This is a genomic window from Cronbergia sp. UHCC 0137, from assembly GCF_034932285.1.
GTDB lineage: Bacteria > Cyanobacteriota > Cyanobacteriia > Cyanobacteriales > Nostocaceae > Cronbergia.
The window spans coordinates 13,830-36,961 of sequence record NZ_JAYGHC010000041.1; the positions used below are offsets into that span (position 1 = coordinate 13,830).

A 23,132-nucleotide genomic window follows, 5' to 3' on the forward strand; every position below is an offset into this window, starting at 1 on the left:
ATGCTAGAAAATAACATTAACGAATCTTTGATTAATCCGGCTGATCTCAATTCTAACCCTTTAGACTTGGGCAATAAATCTGGAATCATCGAACCTTTAAACTTAAATACCAAAGAGATCCTTTTCATTGCTCCTGACATTGATAACTATCAGAGTTTAATAGATGGAATTAATTCCAATGTTGAAGTAATTACATTAGACCTAACCCAAGATGGGGTCTTTCAAATTAGCGAAGTTTTAAAAAGACATCAAGGAATAGATGCAGTTCACATTGCTACCCACGGTAGTGAAGGAAATTTACAATTGGGTTCTACCAATTTGAACTTCGATACACTGCAAAATTATCAAAATAACTTAGCAGCATGGGGTAGTTCCTTAACTGAAAATGCCGATATTCTCCTTTATGGATGTGACTTTGCTGCAAACGAACAGGGTATAAACCTAGTTCAACATTTGAGTCAAATTACAGGAGCAGATGTAGCTGCATCTGATGATTTAACAGGTGGTAAAAATCAAGGTGGAGATTGGGAATTAGAAGTTACAACTGGTGATATTGAAGCCATTCTCCCTTGGCAAAATCCAACCCTGGCGAATTTTGATTCTGTTTTTCACACCATTAATACCGATACCACAATTAGCGGTGAAAAAACCTATAGTGATGGGTTGATAATTTCTGGTGGCGACTTAATAATTAGTGGAGATGTCAAACTCAAAATTGATGGAGATTTCATCCTTGAAACTGGTAGAAAAATCAAAGGTGATAATGCAGGTGGTACTGATAGTTTAACCATTGAATTAACCAGACCCGGCTTTATATTAGGCGAAGATTTACTTTTAGATGACCTAGAGTATCTAGATAATGTCACCATTAAAGGTGTAATTGGTGGACTAGGACTAAACGCTATTAATATTACGGCTAAGAATATCAGCATCACTGATAGTGCCACATTACTGACTCGCCAAATTAGTGCGACAGATTTTAATGCTGGCAATTATATTTCTGCCAGTTCCATAGGCAAATCTGGTGATATCACCATGAAAGCCAGAAATATTACCATTGGTGATACAAGTACAACTGTCGTGAACGGTGCTAAGTTACTAGCTCAAGTAGAAAGTGGTAGTAACTATACAGCAGGTAATATTAAACTCGAAACCTATGACCAAGACACTCGTTTAGCTTTAGCCTTTGGTGGAACTTCTCAGCTATCGAAAATTACCCTAGATGAAGCAACTCTTAGAGGTGGAACTATTGAGATTAAATCTGCCGCTAAAGATGTTGCCTACACCAAAGATATTCCTCAAGCTGTAACAGAGGCTTTTGGGTTTTTCAACTTAGATGACTCTGTATTTTATCAACTCCAAAGCTTAGGTATACCCCTGGCTGTACAAATTCGTAAATCAGAGTCCTATATTACCGTCAATGACTCAACCATCACCAGTAGTGGAAGCATAACTATTCTTGCTGACGCGGAGGTTAATAGCTCCGTAGAAGCAATTAGTATGTTAGGCAGCGTTTCTGAGTTAGCATTATCAAGAGCGCTAGGTAAACAAATCAGATTTGCCGGTGCTGGAGGTAATGCTAAGGGTGTAGCTGAAACTTCTATTAATGGCAATACAGTCATCACTGCCGGTGGTAGTGTTAGCGTCAAATCCAATGTTAAAACAACTGCAAAAGTAGAAGCTAACGTCTTTGCGAATGCCAATACACTTCTAACTCCGAGTACAATATATAAAAAACTGGGTGATACTAAACCACCCGCAGATATTGTTGAACAGGGGTATGCTGTAGCAGTAGCAGTTACTGACACCACATCTAAAGCAAGCCTTGGTAAAGACGCGACAATCAATGCAACTGGTAATGTTAAGATTGATGCTGTTGGTTCTGTTGATAGTCAAGCCAAAGCCAAAACCTCTGTTTGGGTGAATGGAAAAGTAGGGGTTGGTGTTGCTACTAACGTAGATGAAACTGATATTACTACTACAATAAATGGCAATATCAATGCAGGTGGATTGATTACCGCCAAGGAAAAAAACAGCATTGACAAGAATAAGATTGGGATCAATACCATTGGTTTTGACAGTGATCACAATTTCAAAACAGGTGATAAATTCGTTTATAGTAATGATTTAGATCCGGCAGGATTACTCACCAAGGGAGCAATTTATGATGTTTTGGTTTTAGATAATAAAACTATTGCCCTAACTCCAGAAAATGCTTTGGATGGTGTAATTGATATTGATAATAGTCAAGTTAATAGTGGAGTTACACAAGGTTTTAGTCGTCTTGATTCAGTGACTTTTGATGGGTCTAACACTAATGAAGATGCTAACGGTAATACTATTAAGACTGTAGATGATAATGCGAATACCATTACTATCAACAATCATGGATTAGTACAGGGTCAACAAGTTATTTACTACGCTGATCAGCAGACCACTGAAGATGAAGAAATTGGTGATCTGCAAACTGGTGGTACATACTTTGTTATTGTCAAAGACAGTAATACAATTCAATTAGCGGAAACCCAAGATAGTATTGTTAGCGGGACTCCAGTTGATTTAACAGTCACTATAGGAAAAGAACATTTACTATCATTTTACAATCGCCAGCAAGTAGAAACACCCCAATTTAATGGTGCAACAGCAGTAAATATTGCTAATGATACTATTACTATTGCTAACCATGGCTTATATACTGGTCAACTTGTTACCTACAATAATAATGGTGGGACTTCCATTAGCGTTTTAGGTGGTAGTGCGAATGTTGCTCTCAGGAATGGTGATAGTTATTTTGTGATTAAGGAAGACAACAACACCATTAAACTAGCCACCACTTACCAAGATGCGATCGGATATGATACTGATACTGATACAGGAACTATTGTTAATATCAGTGCCGTCGGTTCAGGTAATCATAAATTCAGCTATGAAACTGCTGCCTTTACCTTTGATCCTCAAAATAGCAGTATTATTGATAGTGATAAGAATATTTTTACTGTTACCAACCATGGTTTCAGTACGGGCGATCGCATTCTTTATGAAGCTGATCCCACCGTAGCAGATCCAGTAGAAACATTAACTTATATCACCTTTGAACCAAAAGACCAAACGGATTTAAGTAGCTTTGCTAATGCTATAGATAACTCAATTACCGTTAATAATAACAGCTACACTAATGCTCAAGCAATTACTTACAAAGAACTGGTTGACTTGGGAATCCCCACCAACACACTCTACACAGACAGAACAACTTCTGAATTTACGCTAAATACAAATAGTCAATATTATGTAATTAAAAATAGTGATGACTCATTCAAATTGGCACTTACCCAAGATGATGCAAATAAAGGTATTGCCATCAACCTAACTAAAACCCAAGCTAGTAATGTTGTAGATATCACTACAGATCTCATTACCAAAACTGCCCACGGTTATACTACTGGAAATTCGATTAATCTGAGTGATTTAGGAAATATCGTTAATACTACCACCACAAGCTATGGTGGAGTGTTTAAAGACATATCTCTCAATCAAAATAGCCAGTATTATGTGATTGTTGTTAACAAAAATACGATTAAACTGGCGCTTACTCCCAACGATGCCAATTATGGTGTTGCTATCAACCTTAACAATACAAAATCTAGCAACGTCAATTTGCTCTCCGATGCCATTACCGTCTTAAACCACGGCTACAAAACTGGCAATACCATTAATTTAGGTGCCTTAGAAAATCTCCTCAACTCTGGTACTCCCCTCAACAAAAACAGCCAGTATTATGTCATTAAAACTGGTGATGATACCTTTAAACTGGCACTTACTCAAGCTGATGCCACTAACGGCAATGCTATTGATTTGATTGATACAAAATCAGTTAATGAAGTTAATACCAGTACAGATATCATTACTAAAACCGCTCACGGTTATAACACTGGAACTGCTATTGACCTGACTACTTTAGCTGCTCTTTTAGATACAACCACAACAACCTATAAAGACTCTTCCCAACATATTACTACAACCAGCTATAGTAAGGCTGTCACAGACTTAGCCCTCAATCAAAATAGCCAATACTATGTCATTAAAACTGATGACAACTCCCTGAAACTGGCACTTACCCAAGAAAACGCCACCAACGGTATTGCCATCAACCTAATCAATACCCAATCTAGTAATGTTAACTTAACCACAGATATCATTACTAAAACCGCTCACGGTTATACCACTGGAACTGCTATTGATCAGGCTACATTAGCAACTCTACTTAACCCTGCCACCACCACCTACAGCGCGGATTTCCTAGCACCACTCTTTAAAAATCAGACTTACTACATTATCAAAGATGTTGCTACTCCTAACAAAATTAAACTGGCATTGTCCGCGGCTGATGCTGCTGGTGGGATAGCAATTGATTTTGTCATTCCTACCCAATCAGGATTGATAGATGTCACCAATAATAAAATTACTGTTGGCAGTAATAACTATCAAACTAAGGATGAAATCACCTTTAATCAACTAGCTGATTTAGGAGTCTCTTCCAATACCCTATATGCAGTTCCCACAAATCTAGGTTTAACCCTGGATCAAAATACCCAGTATTATGCAATTCGTTTAGACGACAATTCAATTAAACTGGCACTGACCCAAGCTGATGCCACCAATGGTATTGCTGTTGATATCAGTGATACTTTTGCTAATAATATCAACACAGGTACAGATACCATTACCAGAAGTAGTCACGGTTATCAAACTGGAGCGGTAATCAACCAAGCCGCTTTAAAAGCTCTGCTAGATATCAGTTTAGATGCAAGCGATAGATACTATGTAATTCGCACGGACGATAATACAATTAAACTAGCACTGACCCAAGCTGATGCCAATAATGGCATTGCTATTGATATTGCATCCACACAAAATAGTAATGTCAACACATCTACAAACACCATTACAAAAACCGCCCATGGTTATCAAACTGGAGCGACAATTAATCGCACTGATTTAAATGCTCTGCTAGATATCAGTTTGTCCACAAACAACCAATACTATGTCATTAAAAATGATGACGACTCTATTTATCTAGCAATTTCTTCAGCCGATGCCAACAATGGCATTGCCCTTGATTTAACTGGGACGAAATCGAATAATGTTAATACCAAGACCAATACCATCATCAAAACTGCTCATGGTTATAGCACTGGAAATGTAATTGATCAGAATGCTTTAAGTGCTTTATTAGAAAGTGTCACCCTTGATCAAAATAGCCAGTATTATGTAATTAATAATGGGGATAATTCCATTAAACTGGCACTAACCTTAGCTGATGCAACTAACGGCATTGCCATTGATTTGGTTAGTACCCAATCTAGTAATGTTGATGTTAGTACGAACATTATTACTAAATCTAGTCACGGCTATCAAACTGGTGCAGCAATCAATCTCACTACCTTAGCTACAATATTGGGTACTACTGATACTACTTACAATGGTGCTAATACAACTAGCTACAGTGGTGCAGGAACAACAATTTTCCATGGTGGTGAAGATACGACAACATACAGTGCTGGATTCCTGGATATCAGCCTAGACACCAACAATGAATATTTTGTAATTGTTCATGATAGCAATTCCTTCAAACTGGCTCTGAATCGTACTGATGCTAACAATAGCATTGCCATTAATTTAATTAGTACGGCAAATAGTAGTGCTGTTAATTTGACGGATAATCTAATTACCAAAACTAACCACGGTTATAAGACTGGAGATACAATTACTTTAGCCGGGTTACAAACTGCGATCGCTCCCTCCACAACGATTTACAGAGATTCTTTCTATCTCAATTCCCCACTGTACAAAAACGAAAAATACTACATTATTAAGGATGGGAATGAGGGAATTAAACTCGCGCTATCGGAAACTGATGCTCAAAATGGTGTGGCAATTGATTTAGTTGTATCCTCTGACCTGGACTTAAAAAATGATACAATTTATCTAGCTGGTCATGGTCTAAAAACAAAAGATAAAATCACTTATCAGACAGACTTTTTGGGAGTTGAGGGAACACCAATTAAATATGATAGTAATGGCATTGATACTCCATTGGTTGCAGGTCAAGATTACTGGGCAATAGTTGAAGATAGTAATCGCATTAAACTGGCTCTGAGTGAAAGTGATGCAGAAATTGGGAAATATGTAAATTTAACTGTGGCTTCCTCCGATGTGTTGCACAGTTTTGCTGTCACAGATAAATTGACATCTGGAGATAATCCAATTCAGGGACTTTTGGATGGTCGTTATTATTATGCGATCGCTATTGATGCCAATCGCTTCATGTTGGCAGAAACTGATAATGCAGCCCTGGAAGCAGAACCAATTAAATTAAAGGGTGATGCCATTGATATTAGTACCACTGGATTAACGAGTGGTAATCATGGTTTCAGTCCAGAGAAGTTTTTAACCTTTGATGGTTCTAGTACCGCAGTTGTTAATCAAAGTAATGGAACTTTAACTATTCCTAATCACGGGTTAGTTAACGGTCAAATTGTCACCTATACCAGCGATCCCAATGGCAAAACCAGTATTGGTGAATTGACCCATAAAGAAGAGTATTTCGTCATTGTTGTTGACAGTAATACGATTAAATTGGCAGATACCATTGATGATGCAGCCATAGGTAACGCCTTAGATGTAAATACGGCGGTGGGAACTGGTCATCAATTAGCCTATGAAAAATTCATTCAGACCACAAAAGATGCTACCAATGTCAATACTGGCAGTGACACGATTACCATAACTGGCCATGGTTTATCCACTGGAGACTTTGTTACTTACAACCTTGGTAGTGGCGGTACAGCAATTAGTACAGCAAATGGTGATCTAGTTGATAAAACTGGTTATTTTGTGATTCGGGACAGCGAAAATACGATCAAGCTTGCAAACAGCTTTGCCAATGCGATCGCTGATAATCCCACAGCTATAGATTTAACTGGTGCGGGTACAGGAACTCAATCCTTCGCCTACGGTACCAGTTCCATAGCTTTTGATCCCACTAACACCCAAATAGTTGATCCGACCAAAGAAACCTTCACAATTACCGATAACGGACTCAAAACAGGCGATCGCGTCCTCTATCAAGGCAATAATCAGGTAAGCACACCCCAAACTATTGGCAATCTTACCTCTGGCGATTATTACTATGTAGTTAATCTTGGCAAAGACTTTAGAAGTGATAATCTCCGGGAATTGAAATTCAATAGTGCCAGTGAAAGCGTACTTAACTTAGACAATAACACAATTACCTTAACCAATCACGGGCTATATACCGGGCAAAAAATCACCTACAAACTCAATGGTCCGACTAGCGTTGGTAATTTAGCAGATGGAACAGATTACTATGCGATCGTTGTCGATGCCAATACTATTAAATTAGCGACAGATTACAATAGTGCAATCACTGGGAATCCGACTTCTAACCCTGCACTTGATTATCTCTATAACATCATAGATTTAAACGCCTTGGGTGATGGTAATCATAGTTTTGCGGCAACGAGAGAGTTTAATAGTGGTGATGCCAGCGTAGTTAATTTAAATGATAATAAAATCACCCTAGTAGGTCATGGGTTCTTTACTGGACAAAGAATCACCTACAAAGTGACTGGCACAAAAATTGGTGGGCTAGATGATGGAACGACCTATTTTGCCATTGTGGATGATGCCAACACTATTAGATTGGCGGCAACCTACAGTGATGCCACAGCATCTACTCCCATAGTCAAAGATCTAACTAGCTTGGGTAGTGGCGCTCATACCTTCTATAGCGTTGTTGACCCATCTCAAGACACGATTACCCTAAAAGATCATGGACTTTCCACAGGACAGAGCGTTACCTACAAACTCAATAGTGGTGGTACAGATGTTAGTGGTTTGACCAACAAGGGTAAATATTATGTGGTTGTGGTTGATGTCAATACAATTAAATTGGCGGAAACTAAAGCTAATGCTACAGCCTCTACTCCTGTAACCATAAATATCGCAGATTTAGGTATTGGTACTCACGCCTTCATCTATAACGACATCTTCAAACTAGCAGCAACCCAAGAAGAGGCCTTCTTAGCAGAACCAATCATTGGCAAACATACCTTAACAGAAGTCTCCACCGATTCTGCGGGCATATTTATCAAGGCTGACTTGAAAAAATCAACGGATGTGGCCGACTCTAAAGGTGCATTAGGTTCTAACCCCAAATGGAGAGACTTAATTAGAAATGCTCCTTTAGGCTTAATGGCTGCTGCTGGGGCAGGTTTCTTAAACATCTTCAATCCCAATAAATCCAAAGATGCCTTAAAAGGTGGTCTGGGCAAAATTGATAGCAAAGATCAAAATGCTTTGGGTTTATCTGTCAGTGTCAATATAGTTGACCACGATATTGATGCGATCGTCTCTGGTCGTTTAAATTCCGGTGCAGATATTCTAGTTAGTGCTTCAGGCAGTCAATTCTACCAAAACTTAGCTGAGGGTTCGACCAGCTTAGATGAAGGTAAACGCAATGTTGCCGTGGCCTTTTCCCTGAGTATGTTAACCAATAACGTCCAAGCCACCATTGCCGATAATGCCATTATTGATGCCGTCGGTAAACTACAAGTTACCTCTGTCTTAACTTATCCCTTCGCACCGAAAAGCTGGGCAGAAGATACCAACTCCACAGACCAAAAAACCAGATCAAAGGCGATCGGTAAATGGGCGGATTTAGCCTTTGACATTCTTTTGGGTGGCAAACTGGGATTAGATAACTTCTTCAATACTTTTGTTACGACCAAAAATAAGGGTAAGGTCAAATACACTAAAGATAAAGCAACCAAGGCCGTAACTGGTAATTCTCAAGGGGTTGACTTCGCATTGGCTCTTACCTTGGCGATGAACTTATTTGATAATGACTCAAGAGCAATCATTGGTTCTGGCGCGCAAATTAATCAAAATGTCCAAAACGACACCCAATCTGTTGCGGTAAATGCTACCACTGATATCACCCTTCTAAATATGGCAGGGATTATCAACCTGGATTTAGCCCTTGATGTTGCTTATAAAGGTGGAACAAGAAATCCTGTTGAAAAGGGAGGAAGAAAGCAGTGGGAAGAAATATTTAATATCTATGGTAATCGGGCGAAAAGTGGCTTTGGTGCATCGGTACTGTTGCAAGGCATGACAAATAAAACCATTGCCCAAATCAGTGATGCCGCTAAAGTGCATACAGGAGCATTAGGTGATGGACTGGAAGTTACAGCTCAAGAAAACGTATTTGTCCTAGACCTCAACCAAGCTGGAGGACAAGCGGATGAAAAGGGAGTAACTGGTACAGGAGGCTGGACACTACACGCCAGTGAGACGATCGCTCAAATTGGTAGTGGTGCAACTATTACTGGTGGTCCAATCTACTTGGATGCCAATAGTGATGTGAGAAGAATCAATTACTTTGGTGCTCATCAAGCCTCGGCTGGTAGTTTGGGTATAGGTGCAACAGTGGCGGTGAATAAGGTCATTCGCAACACCTTGGCAGTAATTGGCAATGAAGCCCAACTTAAAGACAGTGTGGATGTTGAAACCATTAATGATCTGTTTGCCTATCTACAAGCTGCTGCGTTCCTAGATATCTTTAACAAAACGGGAGAAATTCAAAACTTTAATACAGGTTCTAATCTCAATATTGACATTACGGGAGATAGTACCCTTCTCAATGAAAAAGGTCGTAATGTCCTAGATTTGAATGCTCGCAACAGTGGCTATATCGTTTCAGCCACCTTAGCGGGATATGTCTCCAGAGAAGCTGATGATGAAAATAATGGTGTTACATCAGGTACAAATGCGACTACTGCCCCCACTGGATTTGGTTTAGGGATTGCAGGTAGTGTATCTGTTACAGATGCCGATGAAAAAGCCCAGGCATATATCAATAGCACAGGTACGGTGAGAGTTTCCGCACCTAGTCAATCTCTGGGAGCAATTGACCTTTACAGCGTAAATGACACAGCCTTTGGGGCTGGTTCTGGGGCGACATCATTAATTAAATATCAAAAACAGACCACCAAGGTGGGATTAGCCGGTGCGGTGAGTACCAATGATGTTGAACACAACACCCGCTCCTTTATTAATGGAGCAACGGTGATCACGACCAAAGATGCCACCCTCAAAGCCGAAGAAAAGAGCCGGATTATTAGTGTGGCCGCTGGCTTGGCTGGGGCAAGAGTGCAACAAGACCCAACGTCAACAGGAGCAGCTAGCGCAAGCTTAAATACCTTCTCTGGTGTGGGTTCTGTAACTTGGAGTTTGTTTGACAATATTGTTGAAGCCTTTGCTAAAGATGCCACAATTACCTTGACCAGTGGTGATTTATCTTTAACAGCCACAGATGATTCTGAGGTAATTGGAGTGGCAGGAGCAGTTAATCTTTCCTTGGTAAGAGGGAATTTGAGTAATGCTGCTTCCGGGGCTTTTGGTCTAGCCGTGGTTGTCAACGAAATAAATAACGATGTCCGCACCTATTTGAGTAATGCGATCGTTCAAGCAGCTAGTGTGAGTTTAGATGCCACATCCACCGCCGAATTATATGCTGTGAGCATTGGTGGTACGGCTTCTGACGCTTCGTCAATGACTGGTAGTGCCTTTAGCATTAGTGGCACTGGTGCCGGTTCACAAAATAAAATTGATAGCACCATTGAGGCCTTAATCCAGGCAGATAGTAGTGTGGTGACTACAGGTGCGGTGGCACTCAGTGCCGTTGATGATAGTTATATTTTAGCGATCGCCGGTGGGTTAGCGATCGCCTCAGCCCGTGCTACGACATTATCCGGCACAGCCATTGGCTTTGGTGCATCGGCTTCCAACAATTCAATTACGACTAAAGTCAAGGCCAAGATTGATGATGCCAGGGTAACTGCTGGTGGCAATATTACCCTCAACAGCAAATCCACAGCCAAAATCGAGGCTATCAGCATCTCGTTGGCAGGTGCTGGTAGTTCATCCACAACCACCAGTGCCTTTAGTTTTGCCGGGGCTGGGGCAGGTTCTGGTAACAACATCAACCAGACCATTGAATCTATGATCCTCAATGGTAGTGAGGTAAGTGGTAACAAAGTAGAATTAATCGCCTTAAATGACAGTGAAATAGATGCCGACGCTGGTGGAATTGCCGTCGCCGTAGCCCTGGGGCAAACCAGTGGGACATCTATTTCCGTCGGTATATCCGTTGCCGATAATCAATTCGACTCAGACACCCGCGCCGAAATTGACAATTCTCAAGTTACCTCCGCCGGAGATGTCACCCTTGACGCTGAATCAACTACCCATATTAGTGCAGTGGCTTGGACTGGAGCAGTGGCCATTGGCTCATCAAGTACATCCACAGGTTTAGCCTTCACTGGTGCTGGCGTAGGAACAGGTAACAACATTGACAACATCATAGAAGCCAGAATTGATAACAATTCCATAGTGACAAGCGGTGGCAACATTACTTTAAGTGCTGTAGATGATAGCAAAATAGATGCCGATGCCGGAGCGATCGCCCTAGCTTTCTCCTTTGGTAAAGCGGGTGGTTCAGGTTCCATTGGTATCGCCATCTCCAACAACGACATCACCAACAACATCAACGCCACCATTGATGATGCCAAAGTTAGTACCACCAACGGCAAAATTGACCTTTTAGCTAAATCAACAGCCACAGTGGAGGCTCTGAGCTTGAGTGGTGGTGGTTCACTTGCTAGTAACACCACAGGATTAACTGGCACTTTTGCTGGAACTGGTTCTGGTTCAGAAAACACCATTAGAAATAGCATCACTGCCAAGATTCGCAACACCGCCGATGTTGATGCCACGGCAAATATTACAGTCCAAGCCATTGATATTTCCACAATTACCGCCGATGCCGGTGGATTTGCGATCGCTGTTTCCTTGGGTACTGGATCTAGTGGTGCTGCTAGTATTGGGGCATCCATCGCCAACAACGACATAGACAACACCATTGAGGCCTTGATTGAAGGGGCAAGTACCACAGTTGATACTACCTCTGGTGGAGTTACTGTCAAAGCCACATCCGATGCCACCATTGATAACTTCGTTTTAGCTGGTTCAATTGTTGGTGCTAAAGGGGGAAGTACATCAGTAACCTTAGCGGGAAATGGGGCTGCTAGTGATAACAAAATCGACAACATCATTACAGCCGCCATTAAAGATCAAGCCCTGGTGACAGGTAGTGGCAAAATCGAAATTACAGCCATAGATATTTCCGATATCACTTCCGAATCAGGTGGTGGGACTCTAGCAGTTTCCGGTGGTGGCAGCAGTTCAGTAGCGATCGCCATTGGGGTGGCACAGGCAACCAACACCATCAATAACCAGGTTTCCGCCTACATTGACAATGCCAAAGCCTCATCTACCAGCAACAACATAGATATCACCGCCGACTCCGATGCCACCATTACCGCTCGGAGTGTAGCCATATCCATTGCGATCGCCATTGGTAGTAGCCTAGCTTGGGGACTGAGTGGAGGGGGAGCAGATGCTAAAAACTATATCCTCACCGATACCAACGCATATATCAAAGATAGCACCATTGATAACGTCACTGATGTAACCATAACTGCCGAAAATACTGCTAAGATTACCGCTGCGGTGGTGGCTATATCAGGAGCAACAGGAGCAGCAATTGGTGTATCCGTAGCCAAAAACTTCATTGGTTACGACCAAGATGGGAATAAATCAGCCACAGATATTAGAGCCTACATTGAAAATTCCACAATTACCGCCCGTGGCAACCTCACACAAACAGCCACCGCAGGTAAGGCAGGTGTGGAAACCATTACAGCCAGAGTCGGCGCGGGAGCTTTGGCGATATCAGCCAAAGCTGAGACCTCCTTTAACGGCAGTATTGCCGGTGTTTCCGCCGAAAACAAAATTGCCGCCAATGTCCAAGCCTTCATCGCAGTAGATGGGACAAAGACGATCACAGCCAACAGCATTGTCCTCAAAGCCAATGATATTAACGTCATCAATGCCTACGTCGGTTCAGCCGCAGTAGCCGTATCATTTGCCGGTTCTCTGGGGATAGCCGCATCCATTGGCATCAGCTTGGCTCGCAACACCATAGAGAACGTCGTTGAGGCTTATATCGCTGGTGCTAATAAAAATACAGTTACAGCCAGCACCGGAGAAGTCACCTTAGAAGCCATATCCAACGCCACCATTGACACCGATTCCGTAGCCGTATCTGTCAGTGGAGTAATTGGTGGTAGTACCGCCGTAGCCTTGAGTGGTGCAGGAGCAGAAGCCACCAACAAGATTAAAAATACCGTTCAGGCGTACATTGACAATATTACCTTAGTAGCCAACGCCGGATTAACCACCATCAAAGCCAAAGACACCTCCAAAATTACCGCCGATGCCGGTGGTGGGTCATTAGGCTTCACCTTTGGGGGTGGAACAGCCGTAGCGATTTCCGTGGGTGTCTCCTTAGCCAGAAATACCATTGATAACGACATTAACGCCTACATCAATAACGCCAACGCCTCATCCACTGGCAATAACATCACTATCACCGCCGAATCAGCAGCTACGATTACTGCCATTTCCGCCGCAGTGTCCATCTCCGTAGCCATTGGCAGTAGCACTGGTGTAGCCCTGGGTGGTGGGGGAGCAGAAGCCACCAATGTCATCCTCACTAATACCAACGCTTACATTAAAGGCAGTACGATTAGTGATGTAGGTGATGTAACCATAACCGCCACAGGGGATAACACAATAGATGCCGACGTAGTAGCGATCGCTGGTGGTGTGGCTGGAACTGGAGGTGGAGGAGCAGGATCAGCAGCCATCGGTGGATCTTTAGCCAGAAATTACATCGGCTATGACATTAACTTCCTCACATCGGGAACGACAAAATCACCTTCTCAGGTCAGAGCCTACATCGAAAATTCCAGCATTACTGCTAGGGGAGCATTAACTCAAACCGCCACCACTACGAAAAATAAAATTACTGCCGATGTGGGTGCAGGGGCATTAGGGATAGCGGCCAGTGGAGACTTTGCCCTGACTGTCGTTGGTGCTGGTGCAGTAGCTGAAAACAAAGTTGCGGCGGAGATTAAAGCATTTATTAATGGAGATGGCACAGGAATTTCTGCTAACAGCATCGCCTTAAAAGCCCAAGACACCACAGACATTACCGCCAGAGTCGGGGCTGCATCGGTAGGAGTATCCTTTACTGGCACATTGGCGATCGCTGCTGCCATTGGGTTAAGTATAGCTCGTAACGACATTGACAACGATGTTCATGCTTACATTCAAAGTGCCAACGACAAAGTAGAAGCCAAAAATGGTTCACTGTCATTAACAGCCATTGAAAGCTCAACCATCACCTCCAATGCCGTAGCCGTATCCGTAGCGATCGCCGTTGCTCCCTCCTTAGCCGGTTCATTAGCTCTGGCTGGGGTCGGTTCAGAATCCACGAACATTATTAACAACAGCGTCAAAACCTATATTGATAGCAGTGTTGTCGAAACCAAAGGTGGGAATAGCAACGATATCAAACTAGATGCCCAAAGCACCTCACACATCTCGGCATTGGCTGGGGCAGTGGGAGTAGCTGGTTCTGGCTCATTAATAGCAGCATCAGGAGCGATTGGTGTTTCCCTGGCTAGAAACTTAATTGGTTACGACTCCATCACTGATAGCTCAGGTTATGGCAACGAGACTCTAGCATACATCGCCAACTCCACCGCCACATCATCTGGAGGTATCAAAGTCTATGCCACCAACAAAGACACAATTGAAACCGTCTCCTTCGCCGGTTCAGTAGCGATCGCCGTAGGCATTGGTCTAGCTCTAGCCGGGGCTGGGGCAGAATCCACCAGCAAAATAGCCAGCAATATCCATGCTTACTTAGAAAATACGGGAGCTACAGCCGGGGCTAATATAGAAATCAAAGCCAAATCCGATAGCCAAGTGACCAAAGCTCATACCATCGGAACTGCGATCGCAGGTGTCTGGGGAGGAGGAGCAATATCCGTAGCCGCATCTAATGTAATTAACAAAATCGAAAATAGCGTCCAAGCATACATTAAGAGCAACACAGCCAAAACCATTGAATCTACCAATGGCAACATCTTAATCTCCGCCGATGTTGACCGCGCCCGCATCAGCAACGTCACCGGAGTGGCAGTTTCCGTTGCCGTTGATGTCAGTGGCGGTGGATTTGCCTTCGCTGGTGGTGGTGTGGGCTTATACGGCACTATTAATAACGATGTTGACGCATACATCTCAGGACCAGTTACCATTACCAGTGGCAAAAATGTAGATGTCCTAGCTAGTGAAAACGCATACCTATCCAGTGATGCCACAGTGGTGAGTATAGCTGCATCTATCATCAGTGCTGCCTTGGGTGTAGCCATAGTTAAGAATGAAATTAACAGCACCATCCAAGCCTGGATTGACAATGATGCAGTGGCAGATAATTGGACAAGTGGCAATCTGACCACAACTATTAATTCAGTCAATACCACAATCCATGCAGATTCTATTGCCAACATAGATAAAACCCTCACCGCTGGAGTTTCCGGTGGTGCAGTGGGAGTGGCCGGTAACGGTGCCACAGGCAATATTGGTATCTTACTCAAAGCCTATGTAGAGGGAACAAAACTGGCATCCACCGGCGATATAGACATTAAATCAACCGCCGATAACAGAAGCAGAACTTCTTCCAATGGTGGGGCGATCGGACTGGCAGCCTTGGGAGCAATGGAGTCTAACATCACTCTAGGTAAGGGAAATAACGTTGACGAAGTACAAGCAACCATAGGCCACGGAACCCAAGTCACCGCGAACGCCCTGAGAATCGCCGCCCTCAGCACTGATGACCTATTAGCAGAAAGTGTAGCCGCCTCCGGTGGTGCGATCGCCGTAGCAGGCGCTCAGTCCAACGTCACCACTGACTTTGCCACCTTAGCTAAAATTGGCAACAATGCCAAAATAACCGTAGATACCCTCTACATCACATCTAGCCACGACCAAGATGTAGATTCCTCCGCCGACAGTTTTACCTTAGCGGCCTTAGCTGGGACTGGTGCAGGCACAAAGAACCTGATTACCAGTAAAGCCAATGTGGATATTGGCACTAACACCAATGTCGTTGCCGATAACGTCATCATCAATGCTATCAACAGAGTATCCAAAGACGAAACCGCCGATCAAGGTTCTACCATTGAAAGAACCATTGAACTAGCAAATGTCAATAGTGCCGAAGAAAAAATTACTATCCTTGATCACGGATTTGAAAATGATAAGGAAGTTGTTTATAACAATGGTGCTGGCAGCAGTATTGGTGGTCTTTTAGCTGGACAGACTTACTTTGTATCTGTAATTGACAAAGACACAATTAAACTTAAAGAAAAAGAAAGTGATGGAGACATAGGCGCAGTTATTAACCTTGACGCTAGTGTTGCCAGCGTTCCCACCGGTTCTAAACAAACCCTCACCCAAGCCTTACCCCCATCAGGAACTGGTGGTTACGGCAAACCAAGCCTCATCGCCGCCTCTGCTTCTCTTGGAAACGTCACCGTATTAACAAGCGGTACAGACATTGGCACATCCAGTAATCCTTTTGAGGCTGTAGTTGATATTGGTAGCGGTACTAACATTACAGTCAACGGCACAAATGCCAACCCTGGAGTTCTGAGAATTGAAACCTTAAACGAAGCCACTGCCGTTGATAATGTGCGGATTGAAACTGTGGGTGGATATAGTTTAGCGGTAGGTTTATCTAGAATTGATGCAGAAACCAATGCAGCGATTAATATTAACAATGCCACTTTAGAAAACAAATCCGGGGATGTTTACCTAACTACCCGCAGCGATACAGGACTAAGACCAAGCGCCAATCTACTCTCTGTCACTGCGTTTGGCGGAGTTGCTGCCGGAGATGCCAGCACAACCACCAACGCTAAAAACCAAATCACCGTAGATAATGCCACCATCAAGGGAAGTGATATTTATCTATTTACAGGCAGAGATAGTTTTGCTGTTCCCAACTTGTTAGATAGTTCCGCCAATGCAGAGATCACCACTGTGTCCTTTGGTCCGGGCTTGAGTATTCCCGTGTTGGAAGCCAAGATCAACGAAACCAATAAAATTGATATCAAAGGCACATCGAAAATTAGGGCATTGGAAGATGTTAGTTTGGTAGCCAAAGAAGGATTGGGAGGAGGCGATCGCGCTGCCACTGATGGTCTAGTATTAAATATCTCCCTCTTGCCTTACGGATTTAACATCCCAGACGGTAGTTCTGTGACCAGCAGTAATCAAATTGAAATTGGTGGTAGTGTCAGCATTGAAGCCGGGATTAACAACAAAACAGTTGTACAAATTAAGCCTATAACCGTAGGTGGTACTCAGCAGCTAGACCCAGCCAAATTAGGACAAGAATTAACTGCTACTGAAAAGACCGATCTTCAACTGGATCAAGATACTAATTATGAATACGCTAAATTGGATTTAGATAGCATTCCCTTTAGTATTTCCACTGGAACAGTAATTGAGGTAGTAGCTAATGCTTATCAAGGTGGTACTGTAGGCAATTACTACAAATACAAACCTCTGACCACCGGATCTGCTGACTCAATCATTTTAGAAACAGAAGATTACTCCAATAGTTTACGATGGGAAAACCTTGGTAATAATCCAAATCTAGCCGATTTGACAGTTTATACTAGCGATGCCACGGTTGAGTTAAAGAATACTCTGAAAGATAAATTCTATGTGGTCAAACCCACGGAATTAGATGATGTAACAATCTCCTACGCTGGCTTAGGCAACCTCCTATTAGAGCAAAAAGAAAAAATTGAAGGTTGGATTAACAGTCATACAGGCAATCCAGAAGCCGTAGCTCGTTATCAAGTACAACTAGATGCCATCAATGACGCGATCGCCGATTCTGGTCTGATCGACCCACAAACAGGTAGGGTACAGCAAGAGGTAGACCTTTTATTTATCAATCTCCCCAACATTTACGCAGCCCCAGGTTCTATCTTTATTGAAGCAGATGGAATTACTTCCAGTACGATCACACCATTAATTACCAATAAACAACTGGTGGCCAGAGCCGGCGCAGAAATCAAGATCACTAACCAGTCACCATTTACCCTCAACGTCAACGACGCAGTAGTTCGGGATAACAAACGAGTCAGGATCATTGATGGTCAATACACGGTTCTGCAACCCGGAAACGTTTATCTCAACAACGTCCTAATTGGTAATCAGGTTAACAATACCGATGACAAAAACATCTCCATTGTTCAAGATGCCTATCCTAACAGTCAATACGACACAGGCGGTTTTGACCTCCCCTCCGTTGACCAGGATATTTACATCCTTGGTGATGTCATTAACGAATCTGGCAACCTGTTAATTGATAACAAAGAAGGTAGTATTAACGTTTCTGGAGAAATCAGAGCCGAAAACATCACCATTAACGCCGCCAGCAACTTTAACCTGAATACAGACGACTGGTTCCATAGTAATCAAGACCCCCGCCAATATCTCAACTACGATCTACTACGCCAAGCAGTCTACAATGCCAATGGTACAGCAGATAAAGACACCTATGCTGATGCTACCAACGTTAACGGTCAGAACTTACAAACCGCCATTAACCGCAACCAATCCCGCATCCTTGCCCAAGGACCAATTAATATCACCGCTCGTTATTTAAACGTCAACGGGCTAATTCAAAGTGGTGTGAGTACAATTGAACTGGATATTGCTGCTACCTTTAACCCTGGTAATCAAACTAGAAATTTTGTTGATGATAATGGCAATGTCTTATCAGGTATTAGTTTCGGCACAGAAAATGTACCTGTAGATGGTTACTTTGATGCCAATCAACGGGCAATTATCCTGGATGACATCGTTCCCAAGGGCGGAGAAATTACCTTGGCTGGGCAAATTTTCAGCACAGGTAACGGTCAATTAAAAGTTGCCAATGGTTATACCAACGTTGATATTAACAACCAGAGTATTTATCAACTGATCCTTAACCGCATTGACACCACCACTAATAGAGAAGGTAAAATTACCATCATCGACACCGAAACTCTCAAGAAAGTAGAGTACACCGTTGATGCCAATAACATCAAAACCACAAACTTTAATGGAATTTACAATGTAGTTAATTCAAGCAATAGTACAATCACCCTAGCGAATCATCAATTATCCACGGGACAAGCAATCACTTACAAAGCAACCGGGACAGAAATTGGCAACCTAGATCATAATGTTACTTATTATGCTATTGTCGTCGATGCCAATACCATCAAGTTAGCGACAACCTACAATAATGCGATCGCTCCTACTCCCACTGCCATTAATTTAACAGCTGTAGGTAGTGGTACTCATACCTTTAGCACTGCCAACAATGTCAAGGAGTTTACTCTTAATACCATTACTTATATCTCAACCGGAACTCCAGGCACAAATAGCTTCACAGATGATATCAAGTACCAAACCAAACCAGGTCGTCAGTATGTGTGGACAGAGGGACAGGAAAAAACCCAGGTTGAAGTTAGAAAATATGAGAAAAAGAGCTTTAACCTCTTTGGTTTTGATTGGGATGCTTTAGTTGCAGATGATAGTTATACCTGGAAAACCGTAGAATTCCGTGATGAAAAGCCACTGTTGGAATCAGAGTCCCTAACACCGAATAGTACAACTCCATTACCAGCCTACACAATCGAATATCAACAGGTAAACGACAATAGCATAGACTTGATCCAAAATGTTTCCCAAGTCAGAAATGTTGCAAATAACAAGGTCTATCGTTATATCGGCGATAACGCAGACTTAGTTCTATCTAGCCAAGATTTCACTGACACCAACAAATGGACAGAGATTGGAACTAACTCATCAAGCATTACAGATAGAGTTAATAACAAGTTTGATAGCAACTACGTCAATTCCTCTACCAACGTTGAAAGTTGGACTACAGGTGGTGGTTGGCTGAGAAAGAAAACCTTTCACACCCAAACTACAACCATCACCGGTCTCAAAGACTTCTACACCAATACCCTAAAAGCCGACTATCCAATAGATATAGATTTCATTCAAGGACCGAATAAAAACTCCGCTCAGATATCTATCATCAGCAAACAAGCCCTTTATCTGCAAGGTGACATCGAATCTCCTAATAGCAAAGTGTCATTAACGGGTAGTTCCATTGATAGTAATACTTCAAGTGTTGTCTACGCCAATACCATAAATAACGCCGATGTGCAAAACGGACTTCAAGCCTTGAATTTTACTGCCCAATCCGGTGATATTGACTTAAAAGTTCAAGGTGGTCTACAACCAGTCAACGCTACAGCGGTAGGTGATATCAATTTAACAATTGTTTCTCTCGATAACATTAATAGCAACCTGGTGGTTGGGAATATTGCCTCCAGCAATGGTACTATCACCTTAAATGCACCCCAAGGCATCACAGCAGAAAATTCCACTTCATTAATCAGTGGTAAAGAAATTAAACTTGAGACCTCTGCTGGAGCATTAGGAAGTACAACAGAATGGTTACGAGTAGACAGCGGTACAGGTGGTGTAGGGGCTAACGCACAAGGTAATATTTACATTCGTGAAATAGCAGGAGACTTGAATCTGAATGCAATTGTGACCCAGGCAGATATCTACTTAGAATCTGCCCAGGGTTCAATTTTTGATCATCTTGTGGAAGGAAGTTCTATTAGTTCATCAGAAGTTAGTGAGAGAGCGCAAGAACTATTTGATGCAGATTCCTTAAAATATCCCTTGTCTGCTGGTTTATATAGCTTCCTCTATCCCAATGCCGACTTATTAGGGACTACACCAACTGCTGGTAACACAGAAGGTGCTAACATTATTGGTCGCAACGTCACCCTAACAGCCCAAGGACAGTTAGGACAAGTCAGTAACATGGTTGCTATTGACCTATCTGGGGGCTTTAACAACTTAGCAACTGATAAAAAGAAAACCCTCTCCAGTGCCTCTGTGAGTGATGTAGTAGGCGTGAGTTATGCCACCTACAAATATTTAGGTAGCAACGCCACAGGTGTTGATCTCTCAGAGGCAAATTTCAGCAATACTTCCTTGTGGGAGAAATTACAAGCCAATTTTGTTACCGAAACCAATAAGTCTATTGAGCAAGAAGTAGCCTTAGTAACAGGTCAAACTGTTCTGGTGCAGTACAACGCTGTTGAATATGGACTTTATAAATATTTAGGCCAAAATCAGACCCTGGATTTAGGTAAGCAAATCTATGGTGATACAACCATTTGGCAAAAACTAACAGCAAATCATGCGTCAGACGGAGTAGGGAATGTCAACCTAATTCAAGGAGAATTAGTACAGGATAAGTCTGTAGTAGAATCCCTAACTCTGCAATTAATTGATGATATTGACATAGAGATTACCAACATTACCACTATTGATGCTGGTGATGCCGTTGCAGTACAGGCAGCCGGAACCTTGAATATCAATCATGTCAATGCTGGTGGGGATGTACGACTCCAGGCAGGTGGTAGCATCATTGATAATTACACCGCAGGAAATACAGCAGCTATTACCACTATCGGTAATTTATTAGTGGTGTCTCAAGGTACTATTGCTGGGGCAACGACTAATACTCCGTTCCGTATTGAGTTGTCTGGTACTGATAGCCAATTAAGTGCAGAATCACTAACTAATACTTACATTCGTCAAGTTGCTAACACTTCCTTATCTATTGATAAGATTAACGCTGGTAGTGACGTAACCATTGAAGTTCCTGCTGGCGATATATTCGTCAATAGTATTCTTGCCAATGGTTCTGTAGATTTACAAGCTCAAGGTTCAATTTCCGATATTAATAAAAATCTGCTGAATATTCGTGGTTCGGCAATCGATCTACAATCAACACAAGGTTCTATTGGCGAATATACCAACTACCTTGATATTGATTTATTGTTAGACGGTGCTATTAATATCACGGCTCAACAAGGTGATATTTACATTAACTCCCTAGATCATGACTTAAAAGTTGGCGTAATTGAAACTCAATTTGATGTCGGTCTACGGGCATTAACCTCGATTGTAGACACAGGAGATACAACGGCTGATGTCATTGGTAGAAACATCACATTAGAAGCGGTGGGTAGTATTGGTACTGCTGCCGATGTTTTAGAAATCAATACTAATTCCGTAACTGATGGAGAATTAACCGTTGTCAGTGGAGGCAACGTTTATGTTCAGGAGACAACAGACGACCTATTTGTGAACCAAGTAGACGCAGGAGGTCATGCAGACATCGAAGTTATTTCCGGTGATATGCGTGTGGGTTCAATTACCTCAGATACCCTAGATTTAACAGCAAATAATGGTCTGTTTATCAGGGGAGCAATTACCACCGAAAATCAAATCAACATGGTGGCTGGAACTTCTCGTTTAGCGAACTATGATGATTATTTGGAAGTAGGATTACCCGATGAACTCTACCTGAAACCCCTACAACCAGATGCTTTCTCCCTCTTCCTAACTGGAACTATCACCAATAACGCAGACAATGCAGCAGTTAATTTAGAATTTGTCGATGATGTAATTCTCCGAGGTAATATCAACGTCAATGGTCAAAACTCTGACCTGAAGATTCGTTCCGAAGGTTGGGTATATATTGAAAGCTTCTTAACCGTTGAAGATAGAATTGACATCTTGGGTGGTTATCTAGCCAATGGAACTAGCACAAACACGGCAAACAGTCTAGGTTCTAGCGTTTATGTTCACACCACATCCAGAGTTAATACCAGACAAGCTGGTAGTGCTATCAACCTCCAAGGTGCAAAAGACGTTGATATTTTAGGTGCAGTGGTTGCGGGTGGAGTAATTGGTGCAAACGGTGTCACCTGGGCTGGAAACGATTCTACTGTCACGGTTACAGCCGGTGAACAAGTTTTCCTAGATACTGGTTTATTAGCCTCCAAAGCTGTCACCATTAATGGTGGTGTAGCTGGTGCAGATGATAATAATTTATCTGTGTTAGTGACAACTGCCGGTGGTGCAACAGCAGCCGGTCTGACTTCCGATAACTCCGGTGGTTTGTTGACTAT

General features: G+C 42.4%; 1 protein-coding gene (only partly in view). It reads left to right on the forward strand.

What is annotated here, in order from left to right:
* On the forward strand, window positions 1–23,132 hold part of the coding region annotated (locus tag VB711_RS19155; RefSeq protein ID WP_323287829.1) for a DUF4347 domain-containing protein (this coding region is incomplete at its 3' end). The annotated region continues 10,063 nt past the right edge of the window; 23,132 of 33,195 annotated nt are visible.